This is a genomic window from Allosediminivita pacifica (genome assembly GCF_003054175.1).
Classification (GTDB): domain Bacteria; phylum Pseudomonadota; class Alphaproteobacteria; order Rhodobacterales; family Rhodobacteraceae; genus Allosediminivita; species Allosediminivita pacifica.
The window spans coordinates 63,455-87,190 of the sequence record NZ_QBKN01000012.1; the positions used below are offsets into that span (position 1 = coordinate 63,455).

Annotated in this window: 21 protein-coding genes; 9 read left to right on the forward strand and 12 right to left on the reverse strand. The window is 68.3% G+C overall.

The annotated features are described in order from the left end of the window. Nucleotides 1-162: 162 nt before the first annotated feature. Nucleotides 163-1,689: a bifunctional AfsR/SARP family transcriptional regulator/alpha/beta hydrolase gene (locus C8N44_RS11035; protein WP_244641065.1), complete on the forward strand. Its 1,527-nt coding sequence runs from the start codon at nt 163-165 to the stop codon at nt 1,687-1,689. Between the two features lie 118 nt (nt 1,690-1,807). Continuing rightward, nucleotides 1,808-2,371 carry a DUF2726 domain-containing protein gene (locus tag C8N44_RS11040; protein ID WP_210204156.1) on the forward strand — a complete coding sequence of 188 codons (564 nt, stop codon included), beginning with the start codon at nt 1,808-1,810 and terminating at the stop codon, nt 2,369-2,371. 37 nt (nt 2,372-2,408) lie between these two features. Here C8N44_RS11040 and C8N44_RS11045 read toward each other — a convergent pair whose 3' ends face one another. The 7 genes from C8N44_RS11045 to C8N44_RS11075 all read right to left on the reverse strand — a co-directional run bounded on the left by C8N44_RS11045 (nt 2,409) and on the right by C8N44_RS11075 (nt 9,526). After that, entirely contained in the window at nt 2,409-3,785 is a 1,377-nt protein-coding gene (locus C8N44_RS11045; RefSeq protein ID WP_107976437.1) for an FGGY-family carbohydrate kinase, read from the reverse strand. After that, entirely contained in the window at nt 3,782-4,099 is a 318-nt protein-coding gene (rhaM, locus tag C8N44_RS11050; protein WP_107976439.1) for an L-rhamnose mutarotase, read from the reverse strand. The genes C8N44_RS11045 and rhaM overlap by 4 nt, the downstream gene beginning before the upstream one ends. Continuing rightward, the gene (locus tag C8N44_RS11055) at nt 4,096-5,103 is read right to left on the reverse strand and encodes an ABC transporter permease (RefSeq protein ID WP_107976441.1); all 1,008 of its coding nucleotides are present in this window, start codon (nt 5,101-5,103) and stop codon (nt 4,096-4,098) included. The genes rhaM and C8N44_RS11055 overlap by 4 nt, the downstream gene beginning before the upstream one ends. Continuing rightward, nucleotides 5,100-6,083: an ABC transporter permease gene (locus tag C8N44_RS11060; RefSeq protein WP_107976443.1), complete on the reverse strand. Its 984-nt coding sequence runs from the start codon at nt 6,081-6,083 to the stop codon at nt 5,100-5,102. The genes C8N44_RS11055 and C8N44_RS11060 overlap by 4 nt, the downstream gene beginning before the upstream one ends. Beyond that, complete coding sequence (locus C8N44_RS11065) at nt 6,080-7,615, reverse strand: sugar ABC transporter ATP-binding protein (RefSeq protein WP_107976445.1); 1,536 nt, start codon at nt 7,613-7,615, stop codon at nt 6,080-6,082. The genes C8N44_RS11060 and C8N44_RS11065 overlap by 4 nt, the downstream gene beginning before the upstream one ends. Before the next feature lie 69 nt (nt 7,616-7,684). Next, entirely contained in the window at nt 7,685-8,692 is a 1,008-nt protein-coding gene (gene rhaS / locus C8N44_RS11070; RefSeq protein ID WP_107976447.1) for a rhamnose ABC transporter substrate-binding protein, read from the reverse strand. A gap of 27 nt (nt 8,693-8,719) precedes the next feature. Continuing rightward, a complete protein-coding gene (locus tag C8N44_RS11075; RefSeq protein WP_107976449.1) occupies nt 8,720-9,526 on the reverse strand; it encodes a DeoR/GlpR family DNA-binding transcription regulator in 807 nt (268 codons plus the stop codon). A 182-nt stretch (nt 9,527-9,708) separates the two neighbouring features. Between C8N44_RS11075 and C8N44_RS11080 the strand changes: the two genes are divergently transcribed. Both C8N44_RS11080 and rhaI read left to right on the forward strand, forming a co-directional pair. Beyond that, nucleotides 9,709-11,808 carry a bifunctional rhamnulose-1-phosphate aldolase/short-chain dehydrogenase gene (locus tag C8N44_RS11080; RefSeq protein ID WP_107976451.1) on the forward strand — a complete coding sequence of 700 codons (2,100 nt, stop codon included), beginning with the start codon at nt 9,709-9,711 and terminating at the stop codon, nt 11,806-11,808. 91 nt (nt 11,809-11,899) lie between these two features. Continuing rightward, nucleotides 11,900-13,174, forward strand: a complete 1,275-nt coding sequence (gene rhaI, locus C8N44_RS11085) for an L-rhamnose catabolism isomerase (RefSeq protein ID WP_107976453.1) — start codon at nt 11,900-11,902, stop codon at nt 13,172-13,174. Between the two features lie 56 nt (nt 13,175-13,230). Here the strand turns inward: rhaI and C8N44_RS11090 are convergent, their stop codons facing one another. Then, nucleotides 13,231-14,352, reverse strand: a complete 1,122-nt coding sequence (locus C8N44_RS11090; RefSeq protein WP_158274042.1) for a quercetin 2,3-dioxygenase — start codon at nt 14,350-14,352, stop codon at nt 13,231-13,233. A gap of 98 nt (nt 14,353-14,450) precedes the next feature. Here C8N44_RS11090 and C8N44_RS11095 point away from each other — a divergent pair, with 98 nt between their 5' ends. Further along, nucleotides 14,451-15,317: a LysR substrate-binding domain-containing protein gene (locus tag C8N44_RS11095; protein ID WP_107976457.1), complete on the forward strand. Its 867-nt coding sequence runs from the start codon at nt 14,451-14,453 to the stop codon at nt 15,315-15,317. On the opposite strand, the gene C8N44_RS11100 is transcribed toward C8N44_RS11095, so the two are convergent. The 4 genes from C8N44_RS11100 to C8N44_RS11115 form a co-directional block, all read right to left on the reverse strand. After that, nucleotides 15,314-16,384, reverse strand: coding sequence for a 4-oxalomesaconate tautomerase (locus tag C8N44_RS11100; protein WP_107976459.1), 1,071 nt, complete (start codon nt 16,382-16,384; stop codon nt 15,314-15,316). The two genes, C8N44_RS11095 and C8N44_RS11100, sit on opposite strands and share 4 nt — an antisense overlap. Next, on the reverse strand, nt 16,381-17,061 hold the full coding sequence (locus tag C8N44_RS11105; protein ID WP_107976461.1) for a 4-carboxy-4-hydroxy-2-oxoadipate aldolase/oxaloacetate decarboxylase: 681 nt from the start codon (nt 17,059-17,061) through the stop codon (nt 16,381-16,383). Before C8N44_RS11105 ends, C8N44_RS11100 begins: the two co-directional genes overlap by 4 nt. Before the next feature lie 74 nt (nt 17,062-17,135). After that, a complete protein-coding gene (locus C8N44_RS11110) occupies nt 17,136-18,104 on the reverse strand; it encodes a VOC family protein (RefSeq protein ID WP_107976464.1) in 969 nt (322 codons plus the stop codon). Nucleotides 18,105-18,179: 75 nt separating this feature from the next. Next, a complete protein-coding gene (locus C8N44_RS11115) occupies nt 18,180-18,914 on the reverse strand; it encodes a PIG-L deacetylase family protein (protein ID WP_107976466.1) in 735 nt (244 codons plus the stop codon). Between the two features lie 157 nt (nt 18,915-19,071). On the opposite strand from C8N44_RS11115, the gene C8N44_RS11120 reads away from it, so the two are divergent. The 4 genes from C8N44_RS11120 (at nt 19,072) to C8N44_RS11135 (ending at nt 23,469) form a co-directional block, all read left to right on the forward strand. Then, a complete protein-coding gene (locus C8N44_RS11120) occupies nt 19,072-19,956 on the forward strand; it encodes a DUF1932 domain-containing protein (protein WP_210204157.1) in 885 nt (294 codons plus the stop codon). Beyond that, complete coding sequence (locus C8N44_RS11125) at nt 19,953-21,119, forward strand: LysR family transcriptional regulator (RefSeq protein ID WP_107976468.1); 1,167 nt, start codon at nt 19,953-19,955, stop codon at nt 21,117-21,119. Before C8N44_RS11120 ends, C8N44_RS11125 begins: the two co-directional genes overlap by 4 nt. Nucleotides 21,120-21,286: 167 nt before the next feature. Next, nucleotides 21,287-21,829 (forward strand): OmpA family protein, encoded by a 543-nt coding sequence (locus C8N44_RS11130; RefSeq protein ID WP_107976470.1) that lies wholly within the window; start codon nt 21,287-21,289, stop codon nt 21,827-21,829. A gap of 38 nt (nt 21,830-21,867) precedes the next feature. Continuing rightward, nucleotides 21,868-23,469 carry a caspase family protein gene (locus C8N44_RS11135; protein ID WP_107976472.1) on the forward strand — a complete coding sequence of 534 codons (1,602 nt, stop codon included), beginning with the start codon at nt 21,868-21,870 and terminating at the stop codon, nt 23,467-23,469. Nucleotides 23,470-23,736 lie beyond the last annotated feature (267 nt).

The window sequence follows — 23,736 nt, forward strand, 5'->3', positions numbered from 1 at the left end:
GTTGTTTCGCCGTGGAGGGGGCGGTGCGGCTTGCGACGTTCCGGGGGCGTCGCTAGGGGAACGCAATTCGCCTGCCCCAAGGGAATGGCGGTTCGGTTATTAAGCTATAGGTTGCGGGGCCGGCCTGTCGGCGCCTGTGAGCTCATTCGGGAGGGAAGTGCATTGGCCGAACTCGAGATCTCTCTGATGGGGGAATTGCGCGTCTTCTCGGAGGGCGAGGAGATGCCGCTGCCGGCCTCGCGCAAGGCGCGGGCCCTGCTGGGATTCCTCGTGGCGACGGGCCGGCCGCACCGGCGGGAGAGGCTGTGCGAGCTGTTCTGGGACCTGCCCGACGATCCCAAGGCGGCGCTGCGCTGGTCGCTGTCGAAACTGCGCAAGGTGGTGGATGCGCCGGACCGGGTCTGCATCGTGTCGGATCGCGAGCGTGTGTCCTTCGCGCAGAACCGGGCGCGGGTGGACATCCACGAGATCCAGGCGGCTTTGCGGGATCGCGAGGGGCATTGCGGTTTCGAGGAGCTGGAGGAGATGGCGCGGTCGCTCGACGGGGTGATGCTCGACGGGCTGGACGGCGCCGGGGGCGAGGGGTTCTCGGCCTGGCTTACGGCAGAGCGCGAGGATGCGCAGGCCGCCTGGCTGACCGTGGTTCGGCTGCTGGCGACGCACCCGGAGGCCACGCCCGTGTCGGTCCGCAAGTGGAAGCGCATCTGGCAGGAGGCCGATCCCGAGGCCGCCGAGGCCCACGAGGAGGAGGCGGCGCGCCCGCTGCCGCCGCAGGTGCCGCGCCTGCCGGTGTCGCGTGCCCATGCGCAGCGCCCCGGCGGCGTGCGGGGTGCGCGCGGACTGCGGACACAGCGGATCGGCTTCTGCGAGGGGCCGGACCGCACCAAGATCGCCTATGCCACGGTGGGCGAGGGGCCGCCGCTGCTCAAGGCGGCGAACTGGCTGACGCATCTGGAGTTCGACTGGGCGGCGCCGATCTGGGGGCGCTGCTTTGCCGAGATCGCGCGGGCGCGGACGCTGATCCGCTACGACGAGCGCGGCTGCGGGCTGTCCGACTGGGACGTGGACGACCTGAGCTTCGACGCCTTCGTGGAGGATCTCGAGCTTGTGGCCGACAAGCTGGGGCTGGAGCGGTTCCCGCTGCTGGGCATTTCGCAGGGGGCGGCGGTGTCGGTGGAATACGCCGTGCGCCATCCCGAGCGGGTGTCGGGGCTGATCCTCGTGGGGGGCTACGCGGCGGGCTGGCGCCACCTTGCGAGTCCCGAGAAACAGGCGCGCCGCGAGGCGGTGCGCAACCTGACCGAGGTGGGCTGGGGCACGGACAACCCGGCCTATCGGCACATTTTCTCGCAGACCTTCATGCCGGAGGCGAGCGCCGAGGATCTCGACTGGTTCGACAATTTCCAGCGGCAGACGACCTCGGCCCGCAACGCGGCACGCTTCCAGGATGCCTTCGGCGATATCGACGTGCGGGACCGGCTGGGGCAGGTGCGGGCGCCGACCATCGTGCTGCATTCGCGCCACGACCAGCGCATCCCGGTCGAGATGGGGCGCGACATGGCGCGGGGCATCCCGGGGGCCGAGTTCGTGCCGCTGGAAAGCCGCAACCATGTTCTGGTGGACTACGAGCCCGCCTGGCAGGTCTGTCTTCAGACGGTGGCCGATTTCCTGTCCGAGCACGGGATCTGAGACGACATCCCCGGCGGTTGTTTCGGCCAAGGCCCGCTCATGCGGACAGGGGCCAGTGCCCCCGTCACGGTTTCGTGGTTTCAAGCTGTCCGGTACGGTTTGAAGCGGAGTGGCGGTTTTGGAACTTGTCCTGGGGATCGTTATCGGTGCGGTTGTCGTCTGGGTGCGCGGGATGGTGCAGCGGACGCAAGCCCGGGTCCGGGCGCGCCAGTGGGACACGACCGATGCCGGGAACCAGCTGCGGTTCCTGGAGGATGCCGAGCTCTACCCGCGCAAGCCGATCAACAAGGAGGCCTTCCGGACGGTCTTTTCTGTGGCCGAGCGGACCCTGTCGTCGCTGCCCGGCAAGACGCGGTACCGCCTTCTGGCCGAGGTCGCGATGGGCAGCTTCGTGGGGACCTCGGGCGGGATCGGCTCGCAGAAGGCGCAGGACCGGGCCTTTGCCTCGTTCAACAGCAAGCGGGTGGATTTCCTTGTCATCGACGCCTACGGCGAGCCGCGGCTGGTGATCGAGTACCAGGGCAGCGGCCATTACCAGAGCGACGCGGTGGCGCGCGATGCGGTGAAGCGGCTGGCGCTGGAGCAGGCGGGCATTCCGCTGCTGGAGATCCACGAGGGGGCGACGCCCGCCGAGGTCGCGAACAAGGTGCGCTATTGGCTGGGGGAGAGCCGGAGCGGGTGAGGCGCTGGTGTTTTCGCGCTTCGACCCGCCCGGCGGTTCAGGATGCCTGCGGAACCGCCTCCAGTGCCGCTTTCCAGCCTTCGGCGTAGCGGCGCAGGGCCTCTGGGTCTTGCGGCTTGGCCCGGGTGCCGGGGGTTTCGCGGTGGTCGGGGACGAAGAGCAGGGCGCTGCCGATGGCGGTGCCCGTGGCCGAGGTGGCGGATTCCACGCCGCCCGGGCGCAGGGCCGCGAGCATCTGCAGGAAGTCCGGGTTGCGGCCGAAGGGGCCCTCGACGATCACCGGGCCCTCGGCGGCGATGAGGTCTAGGCAGGTGTCGGTCATCATGGCGAGATACCACGAGAGGGCGAGCATGCGCTGGCCCTCGGTCCGGGGCTCGGAGGTGAAGCCTCCGGGGCGGCCCGGGAAGGGGCCGGAGTTCCGCTCGATGGCGGGCAGCAGGTAGAGCCCGTCGAGCACGGCGGCGCGGTCGGCCTCGGTGGGGGTGGCCTCGCGGCCCTCGCGGATCATCTCGTATTCGCGGCCGCCCATGAAGCGCGACGAGGGCACCGGATCGCCGTGGGCGTTCACGTTGACCAGCGTGTCGCGCTTCGGGTCGAGCGTGACCGAGGCGCCGCCGACCGCCATGCAGACCACCCAGGTGCCGGTCGAGACCACCGAGAAGGGCGCGGGGCGCCCGGCGAGGTGGGGGTAGAGCGAGGCGTTGCTGTCGTGGATGCCGCAGGCGACGGGGGTGTCGGGCGAAAGCCCGGTGCGGGCGGCGATCTCGGGGTGGACCGTGCCGAGGATGTCGGAGGAATGGCGCGCCGGGGCGAGCTTGTCGGCAAGGCCGAGCTTTTCGACCAGCGACGAGGGTTCACCCGTCCAGGGGTTCCAGAGGTCCGTGTGGCAGCCGAGCGAGGTCACGTCGCTGGCCCAGTTGCCGGTGAGCCGGTAGCCCCAGTATTGCGGGTAGGTCACCACGTGGGCGGTGCGGTCGCGCAGGGCGGGGTCGACCTCGAGCATCCAGTGAAGCTGCGCGCCGAGGTTGAGGCCCATGGGCAGGCGGGGCGTGCCGGTTTCCGCGAAGGGCGGGCGCAGGGCGTCGTAGGCCCCGGCCATGTCGTCGGGGCCGGTGTGCTCGTAATCGAGCATGGGGGCGGCCAGCGCGCCGTCCTCGTCCAGCAGCACGGCGGCGGCGCCGTGGGTGGTGACGGAGATGGCGTCGATGCCGTGGTCGGCCTGCATGTGCGTGAGCGCGCCCAGCAGGAAATCCCAGTGGCCGTCGAGATCGAAATGCGGCCAGGGCGGGCCGGGGCGCACCGTGTTGGGGCGCGTCTCGACGGCGATTTCCTCCATCCGGGTGGCGTCGACCAGCGCCAGCTTGGCGTTGGTCTTGCCGATGTCGATGACGGCGATGTGCTTGGGAGAGGTCATGGCAGGTGGAAGACCGTTTCCAGGGCGCGTTCGTAGGGCGAGGCGTCGGGCATCGTGACCATGATGTCGGCCATGTGGTCCCACCAACGTTTCATCACGGGGTGGGAGGGCAGGTCGGCCATCGTGTGCCCCTCGGCGCGCCAGAGCACGGCGAAAAGCGTCGATGTCTCGCGATCGAGGTGGATCGAGTAGTCGCTGACGCCGGCCTCGTTCAGGAGGGCGACGAGTTCGGGCCAGATCTCGTCGTGGCGGCGCTCGTACTCGGCCTCCTGCCCGGGGATCAGCTTCATGATAAAGGCGTGTTTCTCGCTCATGACGCGCGGCCCGTGCGGATCAGGGTGAAGAGACGCGGCAGGGCGATGACGGCGATCAGCAGGCCGCCGATGAAGATCGACATGACGATGCCGGGCACGTTCAGAAGGCCGAGGCCGAAGGTCACCATGCCCATGATGAGGGCGGCGATGACCACGCCGAGGATACTGCCCGCGCCGCCGAGGATCGACACGCCGCCGAGCACCACCATGGTGACCACCTCGAGTTCCCACGCGAAGGCGATGGAGGGGCGGGTGGAGCCGAGCCGCGAGGTCAGGCAGATGGCGGCGATGCCGGACATGACGCCGGTGAGCAGGAAGAGGATCATCTTCACGCGCTGCATGCGGATGCCCGAGAAGGTGGCCGCCGTGGGGTTGTTGCCGATGGCATAGACCTGCCGGCCGAAGTTGGTGGCGTGCAGGACGACGCCGTAGATCAGGGCGAAGATGAGGAAGAGCACCAGCTCGAACGAGATCACCCAGAAGACGTAGCCGCGCCCGAAGAAGGCGAAGTCGCTGGGGTAGCCGTTGAAGGCCTGGTCGCCGAGGACCACGTAGCTGAGGCCGCGGAAGAGGCTCATGGTGCCGATGGTCACGACGATGGAGGGCAGGCCGAGGCGCGTCACCAGCACGCCGTTGAAAGCGCCGCAGATCAGCCCCACGGCGAGGCCGATGGCCACCAGCCCCGGCGTGCCGACGCCGAACTGGAGCGCCCAGCCCATGGCGGTGGAGGCCAGGGCGATGATGCCCGCGACGCTCAGGTCGATTTCGCCCGAGATGATGAGCAGCGCCATGGCGAAGCCGATCATCGCCTTCTCGGTGAAGTTGAAGGTCGCGTCCGAGAGGTTCCAGGGGTCGAGGAAGTAGGGGCTGGCCTGCGTGTTGGCGATGAAGATCAGCACCGCGATGGCGGCCAGCAGCATTTCCCAGCTGCGCAGGACGCGCGTGCCCCGGTTGGTGAGACGGTCGGGCAGGTTGCGCGGGCGGGTTCCTTCGGCAAGGCTCATGAGTGTGCCTCCGCTTTCTTGAGAATGATGCGGCCCTTGCCGTGTTCGGAGCGGGCATTGAAGGCGACGGCGATGATGATCGCGGCGCCCGAGATGGCGAGCTGCCAGAAGGGCGAGATGCCGACCACGGGGAGCGCGTTCTTGATCGTGCCGAGGAAGAGCGCGCCCAGCACGGCGCCGGTCACGGTACCGAGGCCGCCGGCGATGGAGATGCCGCCGATCACGCAGGCCGCGACCACGTCGAGTTCGAACCCGCCGGCCACGTCGGTGTAGGCCACGGCGTAGCGCGAGACCCAGAGATAGCCGCAGAGGCCGGCGAGGCCGCCCGCGATGACGAAGGCCCAGAAGCGGGTCTTGCCCACGTTGATGCCGGTGTAGACCGCGGCCGAGGGGTTGCCGCCCACGGCGTAGAAGGCGCGGCCGAGCGCGGTGCGGTTCACGCCCACGGCGAAGGCCGCGATGACGGCGATGGCGATCCAGCTGAGCACCGGGAGCGAGAGGATCTCGAACCTCGGGATGGCCTTGTAGGCCTCGCTCATCTCGTGGCTGTTCACCCATGCGCCGCCGGAGACGACGAAGATGATGCCGCGGTAGATGGTGAGCGTCCCGAGCGTGACTACGATGGGCGGGATGTCGAGCTTCCACACGAGGATGCCGTTGAAGGCCCCCATGAGCAGGCCGAGCGCCACGGCGATGGCGATGAGCGCCACCACGGGTACTCCGGGCATGGCGCTGTTGATCATGGCGGTGACCATGCCGGTGAGCGCGAGGTTCGACGCGAGCGACAGGTCGATGCACCGGGTGAGGATCACCAGCGTCTGGCCGAGGGCCAGCATGATGAGGATCGAGGTGTCGTTGAAGACCCCGGCGAGGTTGCCGGGGGCGGCGAAGCCGGAGAAGCGGCTTTCCACGACGATGATCAGGAGGATCAGCGCGCCGGCGAGGATCGCCTCGCGCGATTTCAGGGCTTGGCCAATCATGCGGCACTCTCCTCGTAGCCGGCGGCGGCGCGCACCAGCGCTTCGGGGGTCAGCCCCTCGCCGTCGAAGCGCGCGGCGATGAGCCCGTCGCGCATGACGATGACGCGGTCGGACATGCCGAGGATCTCGGGGATCTCGGAGCTGACCATGATGACGGAAAGGCCCTCGGCGGCGAGTTCGGCCATGAACTCGTGCACGGCGGCCTTGGAACCCACGTCGATACCCTTGGTGGGCTCGTCGAGGATGATGACCTTGGGTTTCGTGGCCAGCCACTTGGCGATGACCACCTTCTGCTGGTTGCCGCCCGAGAGGTTGCCGACGTTCTGGTCGAGCGAGGCGGCGCGCAGGTCGAGCCGTTCGGTGTACTTGCGAGCCAGCGCGAATTCCTCGGCCATGCGGACGAAGCCACGGTTCGAGGTCTGGGCGAGCGAGGGCAGGGTGACGTTCTGGAAGATCGGCATGGCGGTGATGGCGCCCTGCTTGCCGCGGTCCTCTGGGACGTAGACGATGCCCTTCTCGATCGCCTCGGCGGGCGAGCGGATGGAGATTTCCTGTCCGTCGATGGTGACGCTGCCGCCCGAGGGCTTGGTGACGCCGAAGAGCGCCTGCATGAACTCGGACCGGCCCGCGCCGACGAGGCCATAGAACCCGAGGATCTCGCCCTGGCGGAGATCGAAGGAGATGTCCTCGAACTCGGTCGGGTGGCTGTAGCCGTCGACGGAAAGCACGGTGTCGCCGGGGGTGTGGTCGCGCTGCGGGAAGATGGCGTCCATGGAACGGCCGACCATCTTTTCCACGAGCTGGTCCTCGGTGACCTCGGCGATGAGGCCGGCATCCACCATCTCGCCGTCGCGGAAGACGGTGTAGCGGTCCGCGATGCGGAAGATCTCGTCGAACTTGTGGCTGATGAAGAGGATCGCCTTGCCCTCGGACTTCAGGCGCTCGACGAGCTCGTAGAGCTCTTCGATCTCGGCCTGGCTGAGGGCGGCGGTGGGTTCGTCCATGACGACCACGCGGGCATCGACGCTGAGCGCGCGGGCAATGGCGACGAGGTGCTTGGAGGCGATGCCGAGTTCGCGCAGGGGCGTGCGCGGGTCGATCTTGGCGCCGATCCGGTCGAGGATCTCGGTCGCGTCGGCGCGCATCTTGGCCCAGTCGACAAGGCCGAAGCGGCCGCGCGGGGCGTGGCCGAGGTAGATGTTCTCGGCTACCGAAAGCTCGTCGAAGAGGACGGTTTCCTGGTGGATGGCGGTGATGCCGGCGTCGGAGGCGTCGGTTGCGGTGGTGAAGCGGGTGGGCTGTTCGTCCACGAGGATCTGGCCCTCGTTGGGCACGTAGATGCCGGTGAGGATCTTCACGAGGGTCGATTTGCCTGCGCCGTTCTCGCCGACAAGGGCGGTGACCTGGCCGGGGTAGAGCGCGAGTTCGACCCCCGAGAGCGCGGTCACGCCTGGGAATGTCTTGGTAATGCCGCTGAGGCGGAGCACGGGGTCCGCGCTTGTGAGGGTCTCGATATCTGTCATGCGGTTCATCTTGTCCTCCGTCGGGCAGGGAGGGGCCCGGCAGGTCGCGCCGCCGGGCCCCGGGTCACGGAGTGACGATCAGAAGATGTCCTTGAACTCGTCGATGTTGGACGAGTCGTAGGTGAAGGGTTCGCTCATCGCGGCGGTGTTGGTGTCGTCCAGCGTGGCGGTGCCCATGCGGCCCATGGAGATCTCGGCGCCCGGCTCGGCCTCGGCCTGGTCGGTGGCGAGGTTGTAGGCGAGCATGGCGGTGGAGTAGCCCAGATCGACCGGGTTCCAGATCGCGAAGGACTTGGACGCGCCGGATTCGACGGCACCGGCCATCTCGGACGGCAGGCCGAGGCCGGTCACGTTGACTTCACCCACCTTGCCGGCGTCCTGCACCGCCTGCGCGGCGGCCACGATGCCCACCGAGGTCGGCGCGATGATCGCGTCGAGGTCGGGGTAGGTCTGCAGGAGACCCTGCGTTTCGCGGTAGGACTTGTCGGCGAGGTCGTCGCCGTAGACCGTCGCGACCAGCTCGATGTCGGGATACTGGTCCATCACCGACTTCATTTCCTCGATCCAGGTGTTCTGGTTGGTCGAGGTGGAGGTGGCCGAGAGCACGGCGACCTTGCCGCCATCGGGCAGTTGGTCGGCGGCGAGCTTGATGATCGTCTGGCCGATCAGCTCGTCCGACGACGGCGCGAGGTGCATTTCGCGGCCCTCGGGGGCGACACCCGAATCCCAGGAAATCACGGTGATGCCGCGCTGCATGGCCTTCTGCAGGGCAGGGACCACGGCGTCGGGGTCGTTGGCCGAGATCGCGATGGCGTCGACGCGCTGGGCGATCAGGCTGTTGATGACCTCGATCTGGCCCTCGGCGGTGGTGCTGGTGGGGCCGGTATAGATGATCTCGGCGTTGCCGACTTCCTCGGCGGCTTCCTCTGCGCCGCGGGCTGCGGCCTCGAAGAAGCCGTTGCCGAGCGACTTGGCGACCAGAGCGATGCGCACGTTGTCCTGTGCGAGCGCGGTGCTGCCCATGAGGCTTGCCGCCATGCCGGCGGCGACGCCGGTTGCGATTGCGAAACGTCTCGTGAAGCTCATGATGTCCTCCCTTTGAGCTTTAGAAGTCTACTCCGCCGCCGGCTGCGCCTCTTCGGTCTTGCCGGGGCTCGCGACGATCAGGTTGAGGCCACGGGCCTCGATCATCGCGGCATCCTTGTCCTCGATCCCGTCGTCGGTGATGAGGGTGTCGATCCGTTCCAGCGGGCAGAGCACCAGGCTGGAGCGGTTCCGGAATTTGGTGCTGTCGACCATCAGGACGACCTCGTCGGCCTGTCCGATGAGCTTGGTCTCGGCCTGGATGATGAGCGGATCCTGCTCCATCACGCCGAGTTTGCTGATGCCCGAGGCGCCGAGGAACATGCGGCGGGCCGCGAAGTTGCGGGTGCCGTCGTTGTCGAAGGGCGAAAGCACGATGTTCTGTTCGCGGTAGATGGTGCCGCCCGAGAGCATCACCGTGTTCTTCGACTGCTTGAGCAGGTGCTCGGCGATCGGGAAGGAATTGGTGAAGACGAGGCAGCGCCGGTTGGCGAGCGGGTGCACCATCTGGAACGTGGTGGTGCCACCGTTGATGATGATCGGTTCGCCGTCCTCGCAGAGATCCACCGCGGCCTGGGCGATGGCGCGTTTCTGCGCGATCTGGCGGGTGGCGTTCATCTCGAAGGGGCGGCCCGAGAGGCCGACGAACTGCGGCGGTGCGAGGCTTTCGACCCCGCCGCGCACCCGGCGGACCTTTTTCTTCATGTGCAGGGTGGCGATGTCGCGTCGGACCGTCGCCTCGGAGGCGTCCGTGAGTTCGACCAGCTCGGCCACGGTCACCACTGGCCGCGCCTGCACGGCGGACAGGATAACTCTGTGGCGTTCGCTCTCGATCATGGTGGTCCTCCCTCGGTGCCGCGAGGGTTTCGTTGAATCCGCGCAATGTCAATCATAATTTGTCATACTTGATCGTTTCTGCGGTGCAGAATGATTGAAGCTGATCGAAATCGATTGACAACAGGTGGTCTCGCGGCGAGGTTGCGCGCAAGCCAAGCGAATTTGCCTTGCGGGAGGACACCATGCTCAAGGACATCAGCAGCCGGATCGCCGACAAGTGGGACGACGGCACAGCCTCGGGAATGAGCGAGCCGGAAAAGCTGCTCTATCGCTCGAATCTTCTGGGATCGGATATGCGCGTCACCAACTACGGCGGGGGCAATACCTCGGCCAAGGTGATGATGCCGGACCCGCTGACCGGCGAAGAGGTCGAGGTGCTTTGGGTCAAGGGCTCGGGCGGTGACATCGGCTCGATCAAGATGGACGGCTTCTCGACGCTCTACATGGACAAGCTGCAGGCGCTGAAGGACAAGTACCGCGGCGTCGAGTTCGAGGACGAGATGGTCGGCTACCTGCCGCACTGCACGTTCAACCTGAACCCGCGGGCGGCCTCGATCGACACGCCGCTGCACGCCTATGTCCCCAAGAAGCACGTGGATCACGTTCACCCGGATTCGGTCATCGCCATCGCGGCGTCGGTGAATTCCAAGGAGCTGACGCAGGAGATCTACGGCGACGAGATCGGCTGGCTGCCGTGGAAGAAGCCGGGCTACGAGCTGGGCCTGTGGCTCGAGGACTTCTGCAAGAAGAACCCCGATGCCAAGGGCGTCGTGCTGGAAAGCCACGGGCTGTTCACCTGGGCGGACGACGCCAAGGAGTGCTACGAGCTGACGCTGCGGATCATCAACCGCGCCATCGAGTGGTTCGAGGAGAAGACCGAGGGCGTCGCGGCCTTTGGCGGTGAAGTGCACCCGACGCTGCCCGAGGCCGAGCGCCGCAAGGTGGCCGCGGCCCTGATGCCGGCGATCCGGGGCATGATCTCGGAAGGCAGCCACAAGGTCGGCCACTTCGACGACCAGGACGCGGTGCTGCAGTTCGTGGGCGCCAAGGACATGCCGGGCCTTGCCGCGCTGGGCACCTCCTGCCCGGACCACTTCCTGCGCACCAAGATCCGTCCGCTGGTGGTGGATTTCGACCCGTCGAACCCGGACATCGAGGGCACGCTCGACAAGCTCAAGGGCATGGTCGAGGACTACCGTGCCGATTACGCGGCCTACTACGACCGCTGCAAGCATGACGACAGCCCGGCGATGCGCGACCCCAACGCGGTGGTCTATCTCGTCCCCGGCGTCGGCATGATCACCTTCGCCAAGGACAAGGCGACGGCGCGGATCTCGGGCGAGTTCTACGTGAACGCCATCAACGTGATGCGCAACTCCGACGCGGTCAGCACCTACCAGGGCCTGCCCGAGCAGGAGGCTTTCGACATCGAGTACTGGCTGCTCGAGGAAGCCAAGCTGCAGCGGATGCCGAAGCCCAAGTCGCTGGCGGGGCGCATCGCCATCGTGACCGGCGGCGCGGGCGGTATCGGCGCAGCGACGGCCGAGAAGTACCTGTCCGAGGGCGCCTGCGTGGTGCTGGCCGACATCGATGCCGATGCGCTGGCCGCCACCAAGGACAACCTCGCGGGGCGCTATTCCAAGGACGTGGTGCGCACGGTCGAGATGAACGTGACCTCGGAAGAGGCGGTGATCGCGGCTTATGCCGAGATGGCGGTCGAGTTCGGCGGCGTCGACATCGTGGTGTCGAACGCGGGCATCGCGTCGTCGGCCAAGGTCGAGGACACGACGCTGGACCTGTGGAACAAGAACATGTCGATCCTGTCGACGGGCTACTTCCTCGTCTCTCGCGAGGCGTTCAAGCTGCTCAAGATGCAGGGCATCGGCGGGTCCATGGTCTTCGTCGCCTCGAAGAACGGTCTTGCGGCCAGCCCCGGCGCATCGGCCTACTGCACGGCCAAGGCCTCGGAAATCCATCTCGCGCGCTGCCTTGCGCTGGAAGGGGCGCCCGAGGGCATCCGCGTGAACGTGGTGAACCCCGACGCGGTGCTGCGCGGGTCGAAGATCTGGTCGGGCGAATGGCTGGACCAGCGCGCCTCGACCTACGGCACCGACAAGGAGGGCCTCGAGGAGATGTACCGCGAGCGCAGCCTGCTCAAGCGCAGCGTGCTGCCCGAGGACATCGCCGCCGGCTGCTACTTCTTCGCCTCGGAGCAGAGCGCCAAGTCGACCGGCAACATCCTGAACGTGGATGCCGGCAACGTGCAGGCCTTCACCCGCTGACCCGGGTTTCGGCCAAGCCATAGAGCGACATTGAGCGGGGTGCGCGACCGCGTGCGAGTGTGCGCGCGCCCCGGGACCAGGGAGGAATTCCATGATCGACAAGGACATGATCGGCAGCGCCAACCAGGCCGCCGAGGCCGATCTGCGCGCCGAATACGACGCGCTGGGCGAGACGCTCTCGCGCCGGGGCGTGGACATCGAGGCCATCAAGGGCAAGGTCGCCGATTACGGCGTGGCGGTCCCGTCCTGGGGCGTCGGCACCGGCGGCACGCGCTTCGCGCGCTTCCCCGGGCAGGGCGAACCGGCGGGCATCTTCGACAAGCTCGACGATTGCGGCGTGATCCACCAGCTGACGGGCGCGACGCCGCGCGTGTCGCTGCACATCCCGTGGGACGATGCCGACCCCGCGGACCTGAACGCCAAGGCCAGGGAGCTGGGGCTGGGGTTCGACGCGATGAACTCCAACACCTTCCAGGACCAGGAAGGGCAGGCGCTGAGCTACAAGTACGGCTCGCTCAGCCACACCGACAAGGCGGTGCGCGAGCAGGCGGTGGAGCACAACCTCTACTGCGTGGAGCTGGGCAAGAAGATCGGCAGCACCGCGCTGACCGTCTGGATCGGCGACGGGTCGAACTTTCCGGGCCAGAGCCACTTCACCCGCCAGTTCGAGCGTTACCTCGACAGCGCCAAGGCGATCTATGCCGGGCTGCCCGACGACTGGCGCCTGCTGACCGAGCACAAGATCTTCGAGCCTGCGTTCTACTCCACCGTCGTGCAGGACTGGGGCACCAACTACATGATCGCCAAGGAGCTGGGCGACAAGGCGCAGTGCCTTGTCGACCTCGGCCACCACGCGCCGACGGTGAACATCGAGATGATCGTGGCGCGGCTGATCCAGTTCGGCAAGCTGGGCGGCTTCCACTTCAACGACAGCAAGTACGGCGACGACGATCTCGATACCGCGTCGATCGATCCCTACCGGCTGTTCCTCGTCTTCAACGAGCTTGTCGACGCGGGCGACACGCCCGGGTTCGACCCGGCGCATATGCTGGACCAGAGCCACAACGTGACCGACCCGATCGAGAGCCTGATGAACTCGGCCATGGAGGTGCAGCGCGCGTATGCGCAGGCGCTGATCGTGGATCGCGCGGCGCTGTCGGGCTACCAGGACGGCAACGACGCGCTGATGGCCTCGGAGACGCTGAAGGCGGCCTTCCGGACCGACGTGACGCCGATCCTGCAGATGGCGCGACTGGAAAAGGGCTGTGCCATCGACCCGATCGCGGCCTACCGCAAGGCGGGTTACCGCGCCAAGGTGGCTGCGGAACGCCCAGAAAGCGGCGCGGGCGGCGGCGGCATCGTCTGAACCTCTCGCCAGGCAGAAGGCATGACGGGCGCGGAGAGATCCGCGCCCGTTGTCGTTCAGTCGTTCACGATCAGGACGTTGAGATCAAGCTCGTCCATGTGCGCCGTCACCCGGTCGAAGGAGAAGGGCGCGGGATCGGTCGGGAAGACATGCGCCTCGGTCGGTTGGCCGAGGTAGTGGAAGAAGGGTTCGAACACGCCGGGGACCAGCCAGCCGAAGAAGCGGGTGTAGGGGCTGTCCATCCGGTAGCTGTGGACCGTGTTCGGCGGCACCATGCAGTAGTCGCCGGGGTGCAGGGTGACTTCCTGACCGTTCAACCACATCGTCATGATCCCTTCGAGGCAGAAGAAGTTCTCGGTGTGGTGCTGGTGGTAGTGCCAGGGGACCGGGGCCCCGGTCGGCCCCTCGGTCAGCACGGAAAAGAACGTGTCGTCGTTCGATGCGGTGGTCTGGGTGAACGAGAAAAGCTGATCGGCGGCGAGAAGGCGTTCGCCCTCGCCATCCTGCAGGACATAGGGCTGGCGGCTGTCGGGAATGCCCCGCGCGGTGACGAGCGTCGCCTGTCCCTCGGGCAGGTCGCCGAGGAACGTCACGTCGCTGGCGGCGCTTGCCTTCTGCAGCTGCGCCTCGGTCAGGATGGTGTCGGCCCCGTCGGGCTGAACCGCTCGGGAATAGGGCGTGCCGAGCGCGGGGTAGAAGCCCGCCAGACCGCTGCCGATGGACCATGTCAGCACGCGGGTGCGCCAGCCCTGCATACGGTATCCGTGCGGGGTGCCGGCAGGGATGTAGGCATAATCGCCCTCGGTCAGCATGTGGACGGCGCCGTCCATGTGCAGCTCGAGCCGCCCGGAGAGGAGGAAGAAGACCTCGTCGGTCTCCGCGTGGCGGTGCAGCGGCAGGCCCGCGCCCTTGCCGCCGGTCAGGATCGCGGCGGTGTACTCGCCGCCGGTTTCGGAGGTACGCGCGATCAGCGTGGCGACATGCCCGCCCACAAGGTGATGTTCGCCTTCGCCGTTGCGCAGCGCGTAGAGGTCGGGTTTGCCGGGCAGCGTGCCGCCGGTTCCGAGGGGCGGAAGCTGGCCCAGCGGCGTCGCGGCCATCACCGTATCGGCGGCCACTGCGGCGGCCACGCCGCCCACCGCGACGCGACCGAAGAAATCTCTGCGGGAAAGTCCCATGGTGCACCTGTTCATTGCTCGGGTGCGAAACCGTCTAGCGAGGGTCTATGATAATGTTTAATAGGGTTTTCTGACCAATCAATCAGGAATGATGATCAATGGAACTGCGCCACCTGCGCTATTTCGTGACCTTGGCCGAGCAGCTTCATTTCGGCCGCGCGGCGGAGCTTCTGAACATCGTTCAGCCCGCGCTCAGCATGCAGATCAAGGCGCTGGAAGAGGAACTGGGCGTGGCCCTTTTCGAGCGGGCGCACCGGCGGGTCAGCCTGACAGACGCCGGGCGGCTTTTCCTGCCCGAGGCCGAGCGGACGCTGGCGCAGGCGGCGCAGGCCCGGCACGTGGCGCGGCTGGCGGCGCTGGGCACGGTGGGGCGGGTGAGGCTGGGCTTCACGTCGGGTGCGGCGCATTCGGGCGAACTGGCGGCGCTGGCGCGGGACCTGCGCGAGAAGGCGCCGGAGCTTCTGATCGAGCCCCTGGAATGCCATCCGGCCGAACTGCTCGATCTGCTGGGGCGCGACGATCTCGATCTCGGGATCGGGCTGATCTGGCGCGAGACGGTGCCCGAGGGCGTGGCGCTGAGGGCGCTCTCGTCGCGCCCCGCGCAGGTCGCCCTCCCGGAAGGCGATCCGCTGGCGGCGAGGGCGACGGTCTCCGTGGCGGACCTCGAAGGGCGGCCCTTCATCGGCTACCGGGGGCCGGGCGACGTCGAGGGCGTTGCGCTGACGCGCGGCGTGCTGGGGTTTTCGCCCGAGATTTCCTGCGTCGCGGAGAACCCCGCCACCGCGGTCTGCCTTGCCGGAGCGGGCTTCGGCGTCGCCATCGTGCACGGGGCCTTGGGCGCCGGGGCACCCGGCGTGGTCCTACGCGAGATCGCCGACGGCGCCATGGCGCTCGAGATCAACCTGCTGTGGCGGGCGGGCTCGGAGCGGGGGCGCCGGCTGGCGGCGCTGCACGGCCCGTCCTAGGAGGGCGGGCGCGGGAAGACGCGCCCGTCGAAAAGCTTGCGCGCGGTGCGCAGGGTGCCGGCGGCGGTGACGTGGCCGGCATTGTCGCGTCTGAGCAGGACCTCCGCCGCGCCGCCGGGGTGTTCCACGGCGAAGGTCTTGCCCCCGGGCAGGGTGGCCAGCCGGGCCGCGGGGGTGTCGGGCATGGTGCAGGCCGTAGCCACGCTGACGGCGGCAAAGACGCCCACGGTGGCGTGCACGCGGTGCGGGATGAAGCTGCGGGTCATGATGACGCCGCCCGACTGCGGCGGCGAGACGAGGAACATCTTGGGCACGCTCTTGTCGGTGACATCGCCGAGGGTCATCATCGGGCCTGCCGCCAGTCGGATGGCCTCGATCCTTTGGCGCAGGGCGTCGTTGCCCTCCAGCGCCTCGCGGCTCTCTGTGCCCTCGATGCCAAGGTCCGCCGCGGCCATGACCACGCAGGGCATGCCCATGTCGATGAGCGTGCAGGCGACACCCTCCACCTCGTCCACCGGGCTGCCCGTGGGAAGCAGCGCCCCGCACATGCTGCCGGCCAGCCCCTCGAACAGGAGCGGCACGGGCGCGTGATGCCCCGGCACGCCGTCGATGCGGGCAGAGCCCTCGTAGCTGACGCGGCTCTCCGGGGTGGCGACGGTGGCCTGCGCCACCTCGCCGGTGTTGAGCATGTGGATGCGCACGTGCGTCTCGCCCGCCTGCGCCGCGACCAGCCCGCGCTCGATGGCGGCGGGGCCGACACCGGCCAGGATGTTGCCGCAGGCCTGGGCGTCCGTCACCACGGGCCTGTCGGGCATGACCTGCAGGAACAGGTAATCCACGTCGGCATCCGTGCGCGAGGGCGGCGACAGCACCGCCACCTTCGAGGTCAGCGGATCGGCGCCGCCGATGCCGTCGATCTGCGCGGGATCGGGAGAGCCCATGACACGCAGCAGCAACGCGTCGCGCGCCGCCTCGTCATCCGGCAGGTCGGAGGCGAGGAAATAGGCCCCCTTCGACGTGCCGCCCCGCATCCAGAGGCAGGGAATACCGTCCCGCTCGACACTCATAAGGAACGCACATAGCGCAGGCCCTTGGCGTCGAGCCGCCCGCGCATGTCGTAGATGTCGAGCCCCAGCTCGCCCGCGGCGAGGCGCTTGCGCTTTTCTTCCTCGCGGGCGAGCCGCGCATCGGCATTGTCGGCGGTGGCCCCCGCCTCGGACCGCGGCACCACGCAGACACCGTCGTCATCGGCCACGATCACGTCGCCCGGCATCACCTGCGCGCCCGCGCAGACCACCGGCACGTTCACCGATCCCAGGGTCTCCTTCACCGTGCCCTGCGCCGAGATGGCCGTCGACCAGACGGCGAACCCCATGGACCGCAGGTCGCGCGTGTCGCGCACGCCCGCGTCGATCACCAACGCCCGGCAGCCGCGCGACATGGCCGAGGTGGCCAGAAGGTCGCCGAAATAGCCCATGTCGCAGGGCGCGGTCGGGGCGAGCACGAGGATGTCGCCCTCCTCCAGCTGCTCGATGGCCACGTGGATCATCCAGTTGTCGCCCGGCGCCGCGCTGATCGTGACCGCCGACCCGGCAATGCCGAAATCCTGCTGGATCGGCCGCATCTTCGCGGACATGAGCCCGGTGCGGCCCTGCGCCTCGTGCACGGTGGCGACCCCGGCCCTTCCCAGCCGGGCGATCACCTCGTCCGAGGCGCGGGGGATGGACTGGACGACGACGGGCATGGGCAAGATCCTTTTGTGCTTCTTCTTGGCTCAAATATTCCGGGGGAGTCCCGAAGGGACGGGGGCAGAGCCCCCTAGTCCCCCACCGGCGGCGTGCCGTGGGTGTGGAAGGTCTCGATGGTCTTGAGACCCCAGGCCTGCCCCTTTTTGCGGTCGGCCTCGGTCCAGCAGACCGGTTCCCAGTCGGGGGCGAGGATCAGCCGCGCGCCGGCATTGGCGAGTTCCACCCGGTTGCCCGCCGGTTCCCACACATAGAGGAAGAAGGTGCCCTGGATGGCGTGCTTGTGGGGGCCGGTCTCAATGTGCACGCCGTTCTCGAGGAATATGTCGGCGGCGCGCAGGATGTCCTCGCGCTGGTCGGTGGCATAGGTCACGTGGTGCAGGCGGCCCTCGCCGCCGCCGTGTTCCTCGGTGCAGGCAAGGTCGTAGGTCTTGTTGTTGATGGTGAACCAGCAGCCGCCGATGCGGCCGTTGTCGAGCTGGATGTACTCGGTCACGCGGCTGCCCAGAACGGTTTCCATGAAGCGGCGGAACTCGCCCACATCCTCGGCCAGCAGGTTGAGGTGGTCGATCCGGCGGGGGCAGACGCCCTGCGCGTGGAACTTCGAGGCCATGTTCTTGAGCGCGGGCCGATCCTCGGGGGCGAGCACCGGGCGGTTGGTGTCGTAGTAGAGCTCGAAGACATGGCCGAAGGGATCCTCGACGCGGTAGGCGGGCCCGTGGCCGAGATCGCCCTCGACCCAGCCGAGGGCCTTGTAGTCCGAGGCCTCGATCACCGCGATGCGCCGTTCCAGCGCCTCGGGGCTGGCGCAGCGGTAGCCGATGTGGCCGACACCGGTGGTGTGGTGCTTCGTGAGCTTCAGCGAGTGGAACTCGTAATCCTCCCACGCCCGCAGGTAGGCGCTGGTTTCATCCTGCGCCGAGAGCTTCAGCCCGTAGACCCGGGTGAAGAAGTCGAGGCTTTCCTCGAACTTGTCGGTGTAGACCTCCACATGCCCGAGGTGGGCCACGTCGAAGGCGGGGTTCGTCGGTGTGGTCGTCATATGTCTTGTCCTCCCCGGGGCGCGCATGGCCCCTCGTCGCGGGCCTGTCGCCCGCCGTCGTTTCGTGGCCGTGGCTCAGAGTTCATCCACCGTGCGCGGGAAGATCGACTGGAAGCCCTCGGCATACTTGCAGTCGCGCCCCCCGGACTGGCCGCCGGAGTTGCGCTTGAAGTGGTTCGCGCGCTGTTGGGCGACGCGGGTGTAATACTCCCACAGGTGTTCCTGTCCCTGCATGCACTCGATGGCGGCACGCTTCTTTTCCCAGACGGGCGTGATGTCGAGGAAGGTGTCGGGCTTCCAGCCCATCTGCTCGGTCTGGTGCGGTTCGAAGAGGTAGAGTTGCGGGGCGCCGAGCACCTTTTCGCCGGGGTTGTGGCCCCAGGCCTGCGCGATCATCCGGCATTCCAGCGCGACCTGCGTCGTGTTCATGTGGTCGGTGTTGTAGGGGTCGTATTGCGAGTGCGAGAGCATGAAGACGGGCTGCACCTTCCGGATCACGTCGACGATCCGCATCTTGTTCTCGCGACTGAAATCGAGCGGGTAGTCGCCCATGTCGAGGCAGACGAGGTCATGCACGCCGAGTGCCTCCGCCGCGTTCTGCGCCTCCTCGTGCCGGACCTGCTTCACCCGGTCGAGGGTCATGCCCTCCTGCTTCCAGAGCTTGGCGCTTTCGCCGCGTTCGCCGAAGGAGAGGCAGAGCACGGTGACGTCGTAGCCCTTCTCGGCATGCAGCGCGATGGCGCCGCCGCAGCGCCAGACGAAATCGGCGGCATGGGCCGAGATCACGAGGGCCGTCTTGCTGTCTGACATGGGTCTTCCTTCTCCTCCACCTCGGGGTGCAGGGTTTCGCAAGCGGGGCGGTTTGGCAATTTCGAAATGGGTGCGTGGGTATAAGTTTCGGCTATAGAGGCTGGAGCCGCGCGGTGCGCTGTGCCAGCCTTGGGCCGTTTTCAGGGAGGAGCTTGCCATGTCCGATGTGCAGCAGACGGCCGGTGCGATAGCCTTCGTGGGCTTCGGCGAGGCGGCGCGGGCCTTCGTGTCGGGCTGGGGGCCGGGGGCGCCTGCGGGGCTGCGCGCCTTCGACGTGAAGATGCGCGACCCGGCGGCGCGTGAGGCGATGCTGGAGGCCTGCGCGGCGCATGGCGTGCACGGGGAGGCCGAGGTGCGTGGCGCGCTGGAAGGCGCCCCCGCCGTGTTCTGTCTTGTCACCGCGGACCGCGCGCTGGAGGCGGCGGAGGCCTGCGAAGGGCTTGCGCCGGGGGCGCTCTGGCTCGACGGGAATTCCTGCGCGCCCGAGACCAAGCGGCAGGCGGAGGAGGTGATCGCGGCCAAGGGCGGGCGCTACGTGGACGTGGCGATCATGGCGCCCGTGCACCCGAAGAAGCATCGCGTGCCGCTGCTGCTGTCGGGGCCGCATGCGGAGGCTGCGGCAGAGGTGCTGTCGGCGCTGGGGATGTCGCCGCGCGTGGCGGGGGAGGAGGTCGGCGCGGCCTCGACCATCAAGATGCTGCGGTCGGTGATGATAAAGGGAATGGAGGCGCTGAGCGCGGAATGCCTGCTTGCGGCGCGCCGGGCGGGCGTGGACGACGCGGTGCTGGGATCTCTCGCTGCGTCGAACCCGGAGGTCGACTGGGAGGGGCGCGGGACCTATCACCTTGGCCGGATGATCGAGCACGGCGAGAGACGCGCCGCCGAGATGCGGGAGGTTGTGCGCACGGTCGAGGGGCTTGGCCTGCCCGCCGACATGGCGCGGGCGGTGGTGCTTTGGCAGGCGCGGGTCGCCGGGGCCGGGGCCGAGCTGGGGGAGGAGGCCTTTGGGCCGCGCGCCGACCGGCTGCTGGACCGGCTGTGATCCCGCGCAACCTGCGCCATTTGCGGGCCTTTCACGCCGCCGTCACCCGCGGATCGCTGAGCGGCGCAGCGCAGGTCGCGGGCGTGTCGCAGCCTGCCGTGACCCAGAGCCTGCGCAAGCTGGAAGAGGCCGCGGGCGGGGCGCTGTTGTCGCGGACGGGGCAGGGGGTTCTGCCGACCGAGCGGGGCGAGGTGCTGGCGGCGCGCGTCGCGCGGGCCTTCGCGCGGCTGGACCCGGCGCTGGCGGAGATCGCGCCGAAGCTGCCGGGGCGGGTGACGCTGGCGCAGTTGCGGGCGCTGATGGCGCTGGGCGAGACGGAGAACTTCACGCTGGCGGCGGGGCAGCTGGGGCTGTCGCAGCCCTCGGTGCACCGGGCGGTGACGCGGCTCGAGCAGGAGGCGGGGCAGGCGCTGCTGGAACGGCGCAGCCACGGGATCGTCCTGCGTCGTCCGGCGCGGGCGCTGGTGCAGGCGGCGCGGCTGGCGCTGGCGGAGCTCGACCAGGCGGAGGCGGATTTGGCGGCGCTGGACGGTCGCGCGGCGGGACAGATCGTGGTGGGCGCGCTGCCGCTGGCGCGATCGGCGCTGCTGCCCACGGCGTTGGCCCGGTTCCGCGAGGAACACCCGGGGCAGAGCCTGAAGGTGATCGACGGACCTTACGACACGCTTCTGGCGGGGCTGAGGCGGGGCGACATCGACCTGATCCTGGGGGCGCTGCGCGACCCGGCGCCCATCGGCGACGTGGTGCAGGAGCGGTTGTTCGACGACCGGCTGTGCATGCTGGCGGGGCGGGAGCATGCGCTGGTCGGGCAGGCGGGGCTGACGGCGGAGGGGCTGCGGGACCATCCCTGGATCGTGCCGCGCGCGGGCACCCCGGCGCGGGACCAGTTCAATGCCTTCTTCGCCGGGGTCGGCGCGCCGGAGCGGATCATCGAATCCGGCTCCGTCCTGCTCATGCGCGAGCTGCTGCGGGGCAGTGGGCACCTGGGGTGCATCTCGGCGATGCAGGCCGAGGCCGAGGTGCAGCACGGGCTGTTGGTGACGCTCGACGTGGCGGTCGACTGGCCCGCGCGGCCCATCGGGTTGAGTTGTCGCGCCGACTGGGTGCCGACGCGGGCGCAGGCGCTGCTTCTGACGATTCTTCGCGAAACCGCTGCCGGCTGAGCGGGCGAAGGGCTGTCTGGTGCATCGAATGCCGCTTCAAGCGTCGCCATGGCGGCGGGAATAGGAGACTTGACAGGTGGATTCGTGCAATTTCCGAAACAAATTTTTGGGCGAACGGCCGAACTGGGTTAAGGTTTACCATACGTCATTCGACTCGGTGCTTTTCCATGAAACTCATTTCAGCCTCTTTCCTGGCGATTCTGATTGCTCTTCCCCTCACGGGTGCCGCACGGGCCCAGGTCATCGATCCCGAAGTCATGGTTGAAAAGGTTGCGCAGGAGCGCAACGGGCCGCTTGTCACGGCGCTGAAGGAACAGGGCGCTCTGACCATGACGCCCGACCAGCGCCTGCCGCCCTCGTTCGATTTCGCCTCCATGGACGTGGGCGTCGCCTTCGATGGTGACAGCCATCTTCTGACCACGCAGGGGATGAAGGCGCTGCGCTCGGTCGCGGCCGCGCTGGGGGATGCGCGGCTGTCGCGTCAGAACTTCCAGGTGGCGGCACACATGGCCGCAAACGGGCGGGCCGACACGGCCCGGGTTTCGGCCAAGCGGGCGCAGGCCGTGGTCGATCACCTCGTCTACTTCTACGGCATCCCGCGTGACCGGCTGGTGCCGGTCGGCTACGGGGACAGCGCGCCGCGCAATGCCGGCAATCCTGCCTTCCTGGAGAACACCCGCATCGCCTTTGTCAACGTCACCGGGCTCTGAGCCCGCGCCTCTTCCACGCTGCCAGCGAGGTACAAGACATGCTCAAGAGACTCATCATCCTGACGTTCGCCACCGTCTTCGGCCTTGCCGGGGCCGCGCAGGCCGAGAAACGGGTGGCCCTGGTGATCGGCAACAGCCAGTACCAGGCGACCGCACCGCTCAAGAACCCCGAGAACGACGCCAAGGCGGTGGCCGCCAAGCTGGGCGGGCTCGGGTTCGACGTGGTCGAGGGCTACAACCTGTCCTACGATGCCATGCGCGACAAGGTGCGCGACTTTGCTCGCGAGGCGAGTGACGCGGACCTGACGATCTTCTACTACGCGGGCCACGGCATCGCGGTGGACAGCACCAACTACATGGTGCCGATCGACGCACGGATGGACGACCCCATCGACTGGGAGTTCGAGGTTTTTGCGCTCACCGACGTGCTGCGGCACTTCGAGCGGTCCTCCGGGCCGAGCCTGGTGTTCCTCGATGCCTGCCGCGACAATCCCATGGCGCAGCAGCTGGCCGCGCTGAACGGGCTTGGGACGCGGTCGTTGTCGACGCGGGGGCTGAGTCCGATTTCGACGCAGCACCTGGGCACCCGGGGGTCGGTTATCGCCTACGCGACCGAGCCGGGGCAGGTGGCGCAAGATGGCACAGGGCGCAATTCGCCCTTCACCACGGCGCTGCTCGAGCACATCGGGACGACCAACACGGATTTCGCCTCGCTGACCTCGCGGATCACGCGGGACGTGCTGGCCGCGACCGACAACCAGCAGCGGCCGCGTTTCGACGTGTCGCTGACCGGGCCGCTGATCCTGAACGCGGTGCATACGCCCGAGGCCGCGGCGGAGCCGCAATTGGCCCTGGCCGCGGCTGTCACGCCACTCTCGCCCGGCGGCGTGAGCTCCGGGGGCGGGAAACAGGCGGGCGGCAGCGGTGGCGGTTCGGCCTTCGAGATCGAGAAGATCGTCTTCGAGACCGCCAAGGAGAGCGGCGACGCGGCGGACTACCAGGCCTATCTCGACGCCTATCCGAACGGGGTTTTCGCGACGCTGGCGCGCAACGCGATCTCGCGGCTCGAGGAGGACCTTGAGGAGCCCGCGGTGGTGGCCTCGGCCACGGGGGCGGCGCCGGCTATCCCGGTATCGACCACGCGGGTGATCGACGCGCCGCTGCGGCTGCGTCCGACGCCCGAAGGCCTGGCGCAGCCCGCCTCGCAGGTCAGCGAGGCCTGGCTGGGCCTGACGCGGGACCAGCGGCGCGAGGTGCAGGGCCGGCTGAACGTCGCGGGCCACAATGTCGGCGGGGTCGACGGGATCTTCGGCAACGGCACGCGCCGGGGTGTCAGCTCGTGGCAGGCGGCCAACGGTTTCCCGGCGACCGGGTATCTCAACACCATCCAGCACCAGATGCTGGTGGCCAATACCGAGGCCGACTACAGGGTCTACCTGGCGACACGGCCTGCACCGGCGCCCAAGGCCTCGGGCGGGTCGGGGCGCAGCTCCTCGGCCAGCACGCGGTCGCGCACGAGCAGCGTGTCGACCAGCAGCCGACGGGCCCCTGCGGCGCAGCGCAGCAACTCGGCTGCGGCGGATGCGGCGGCGGCGGCGATCTTCGGAGCAGCAGTCGGAGCGATCCTGAGCCGGCGCTGATCGCACCCGACCCTGATGATCTGATGCAAGGCGGCGCCCCGGCGCCGCCCTTGTCATGCCGGGCCCATGCGGGCGGCGGTGGTGAAGTCATGGAGTGGAAAAAACGAAACGGCGCGGTCCGTTGCCTTCGCCGCGAGGCCGTCGGTGTGAGGGCAACATGGATGATGACGAGAAGCGTCAATCCGCCGAAATGCGGGTTTGCCGGGCTCCGCTGGCACACGAGCGAAAATCCGCTGCCACATTTCCTTCGTTGGCTGGTGCTCCACG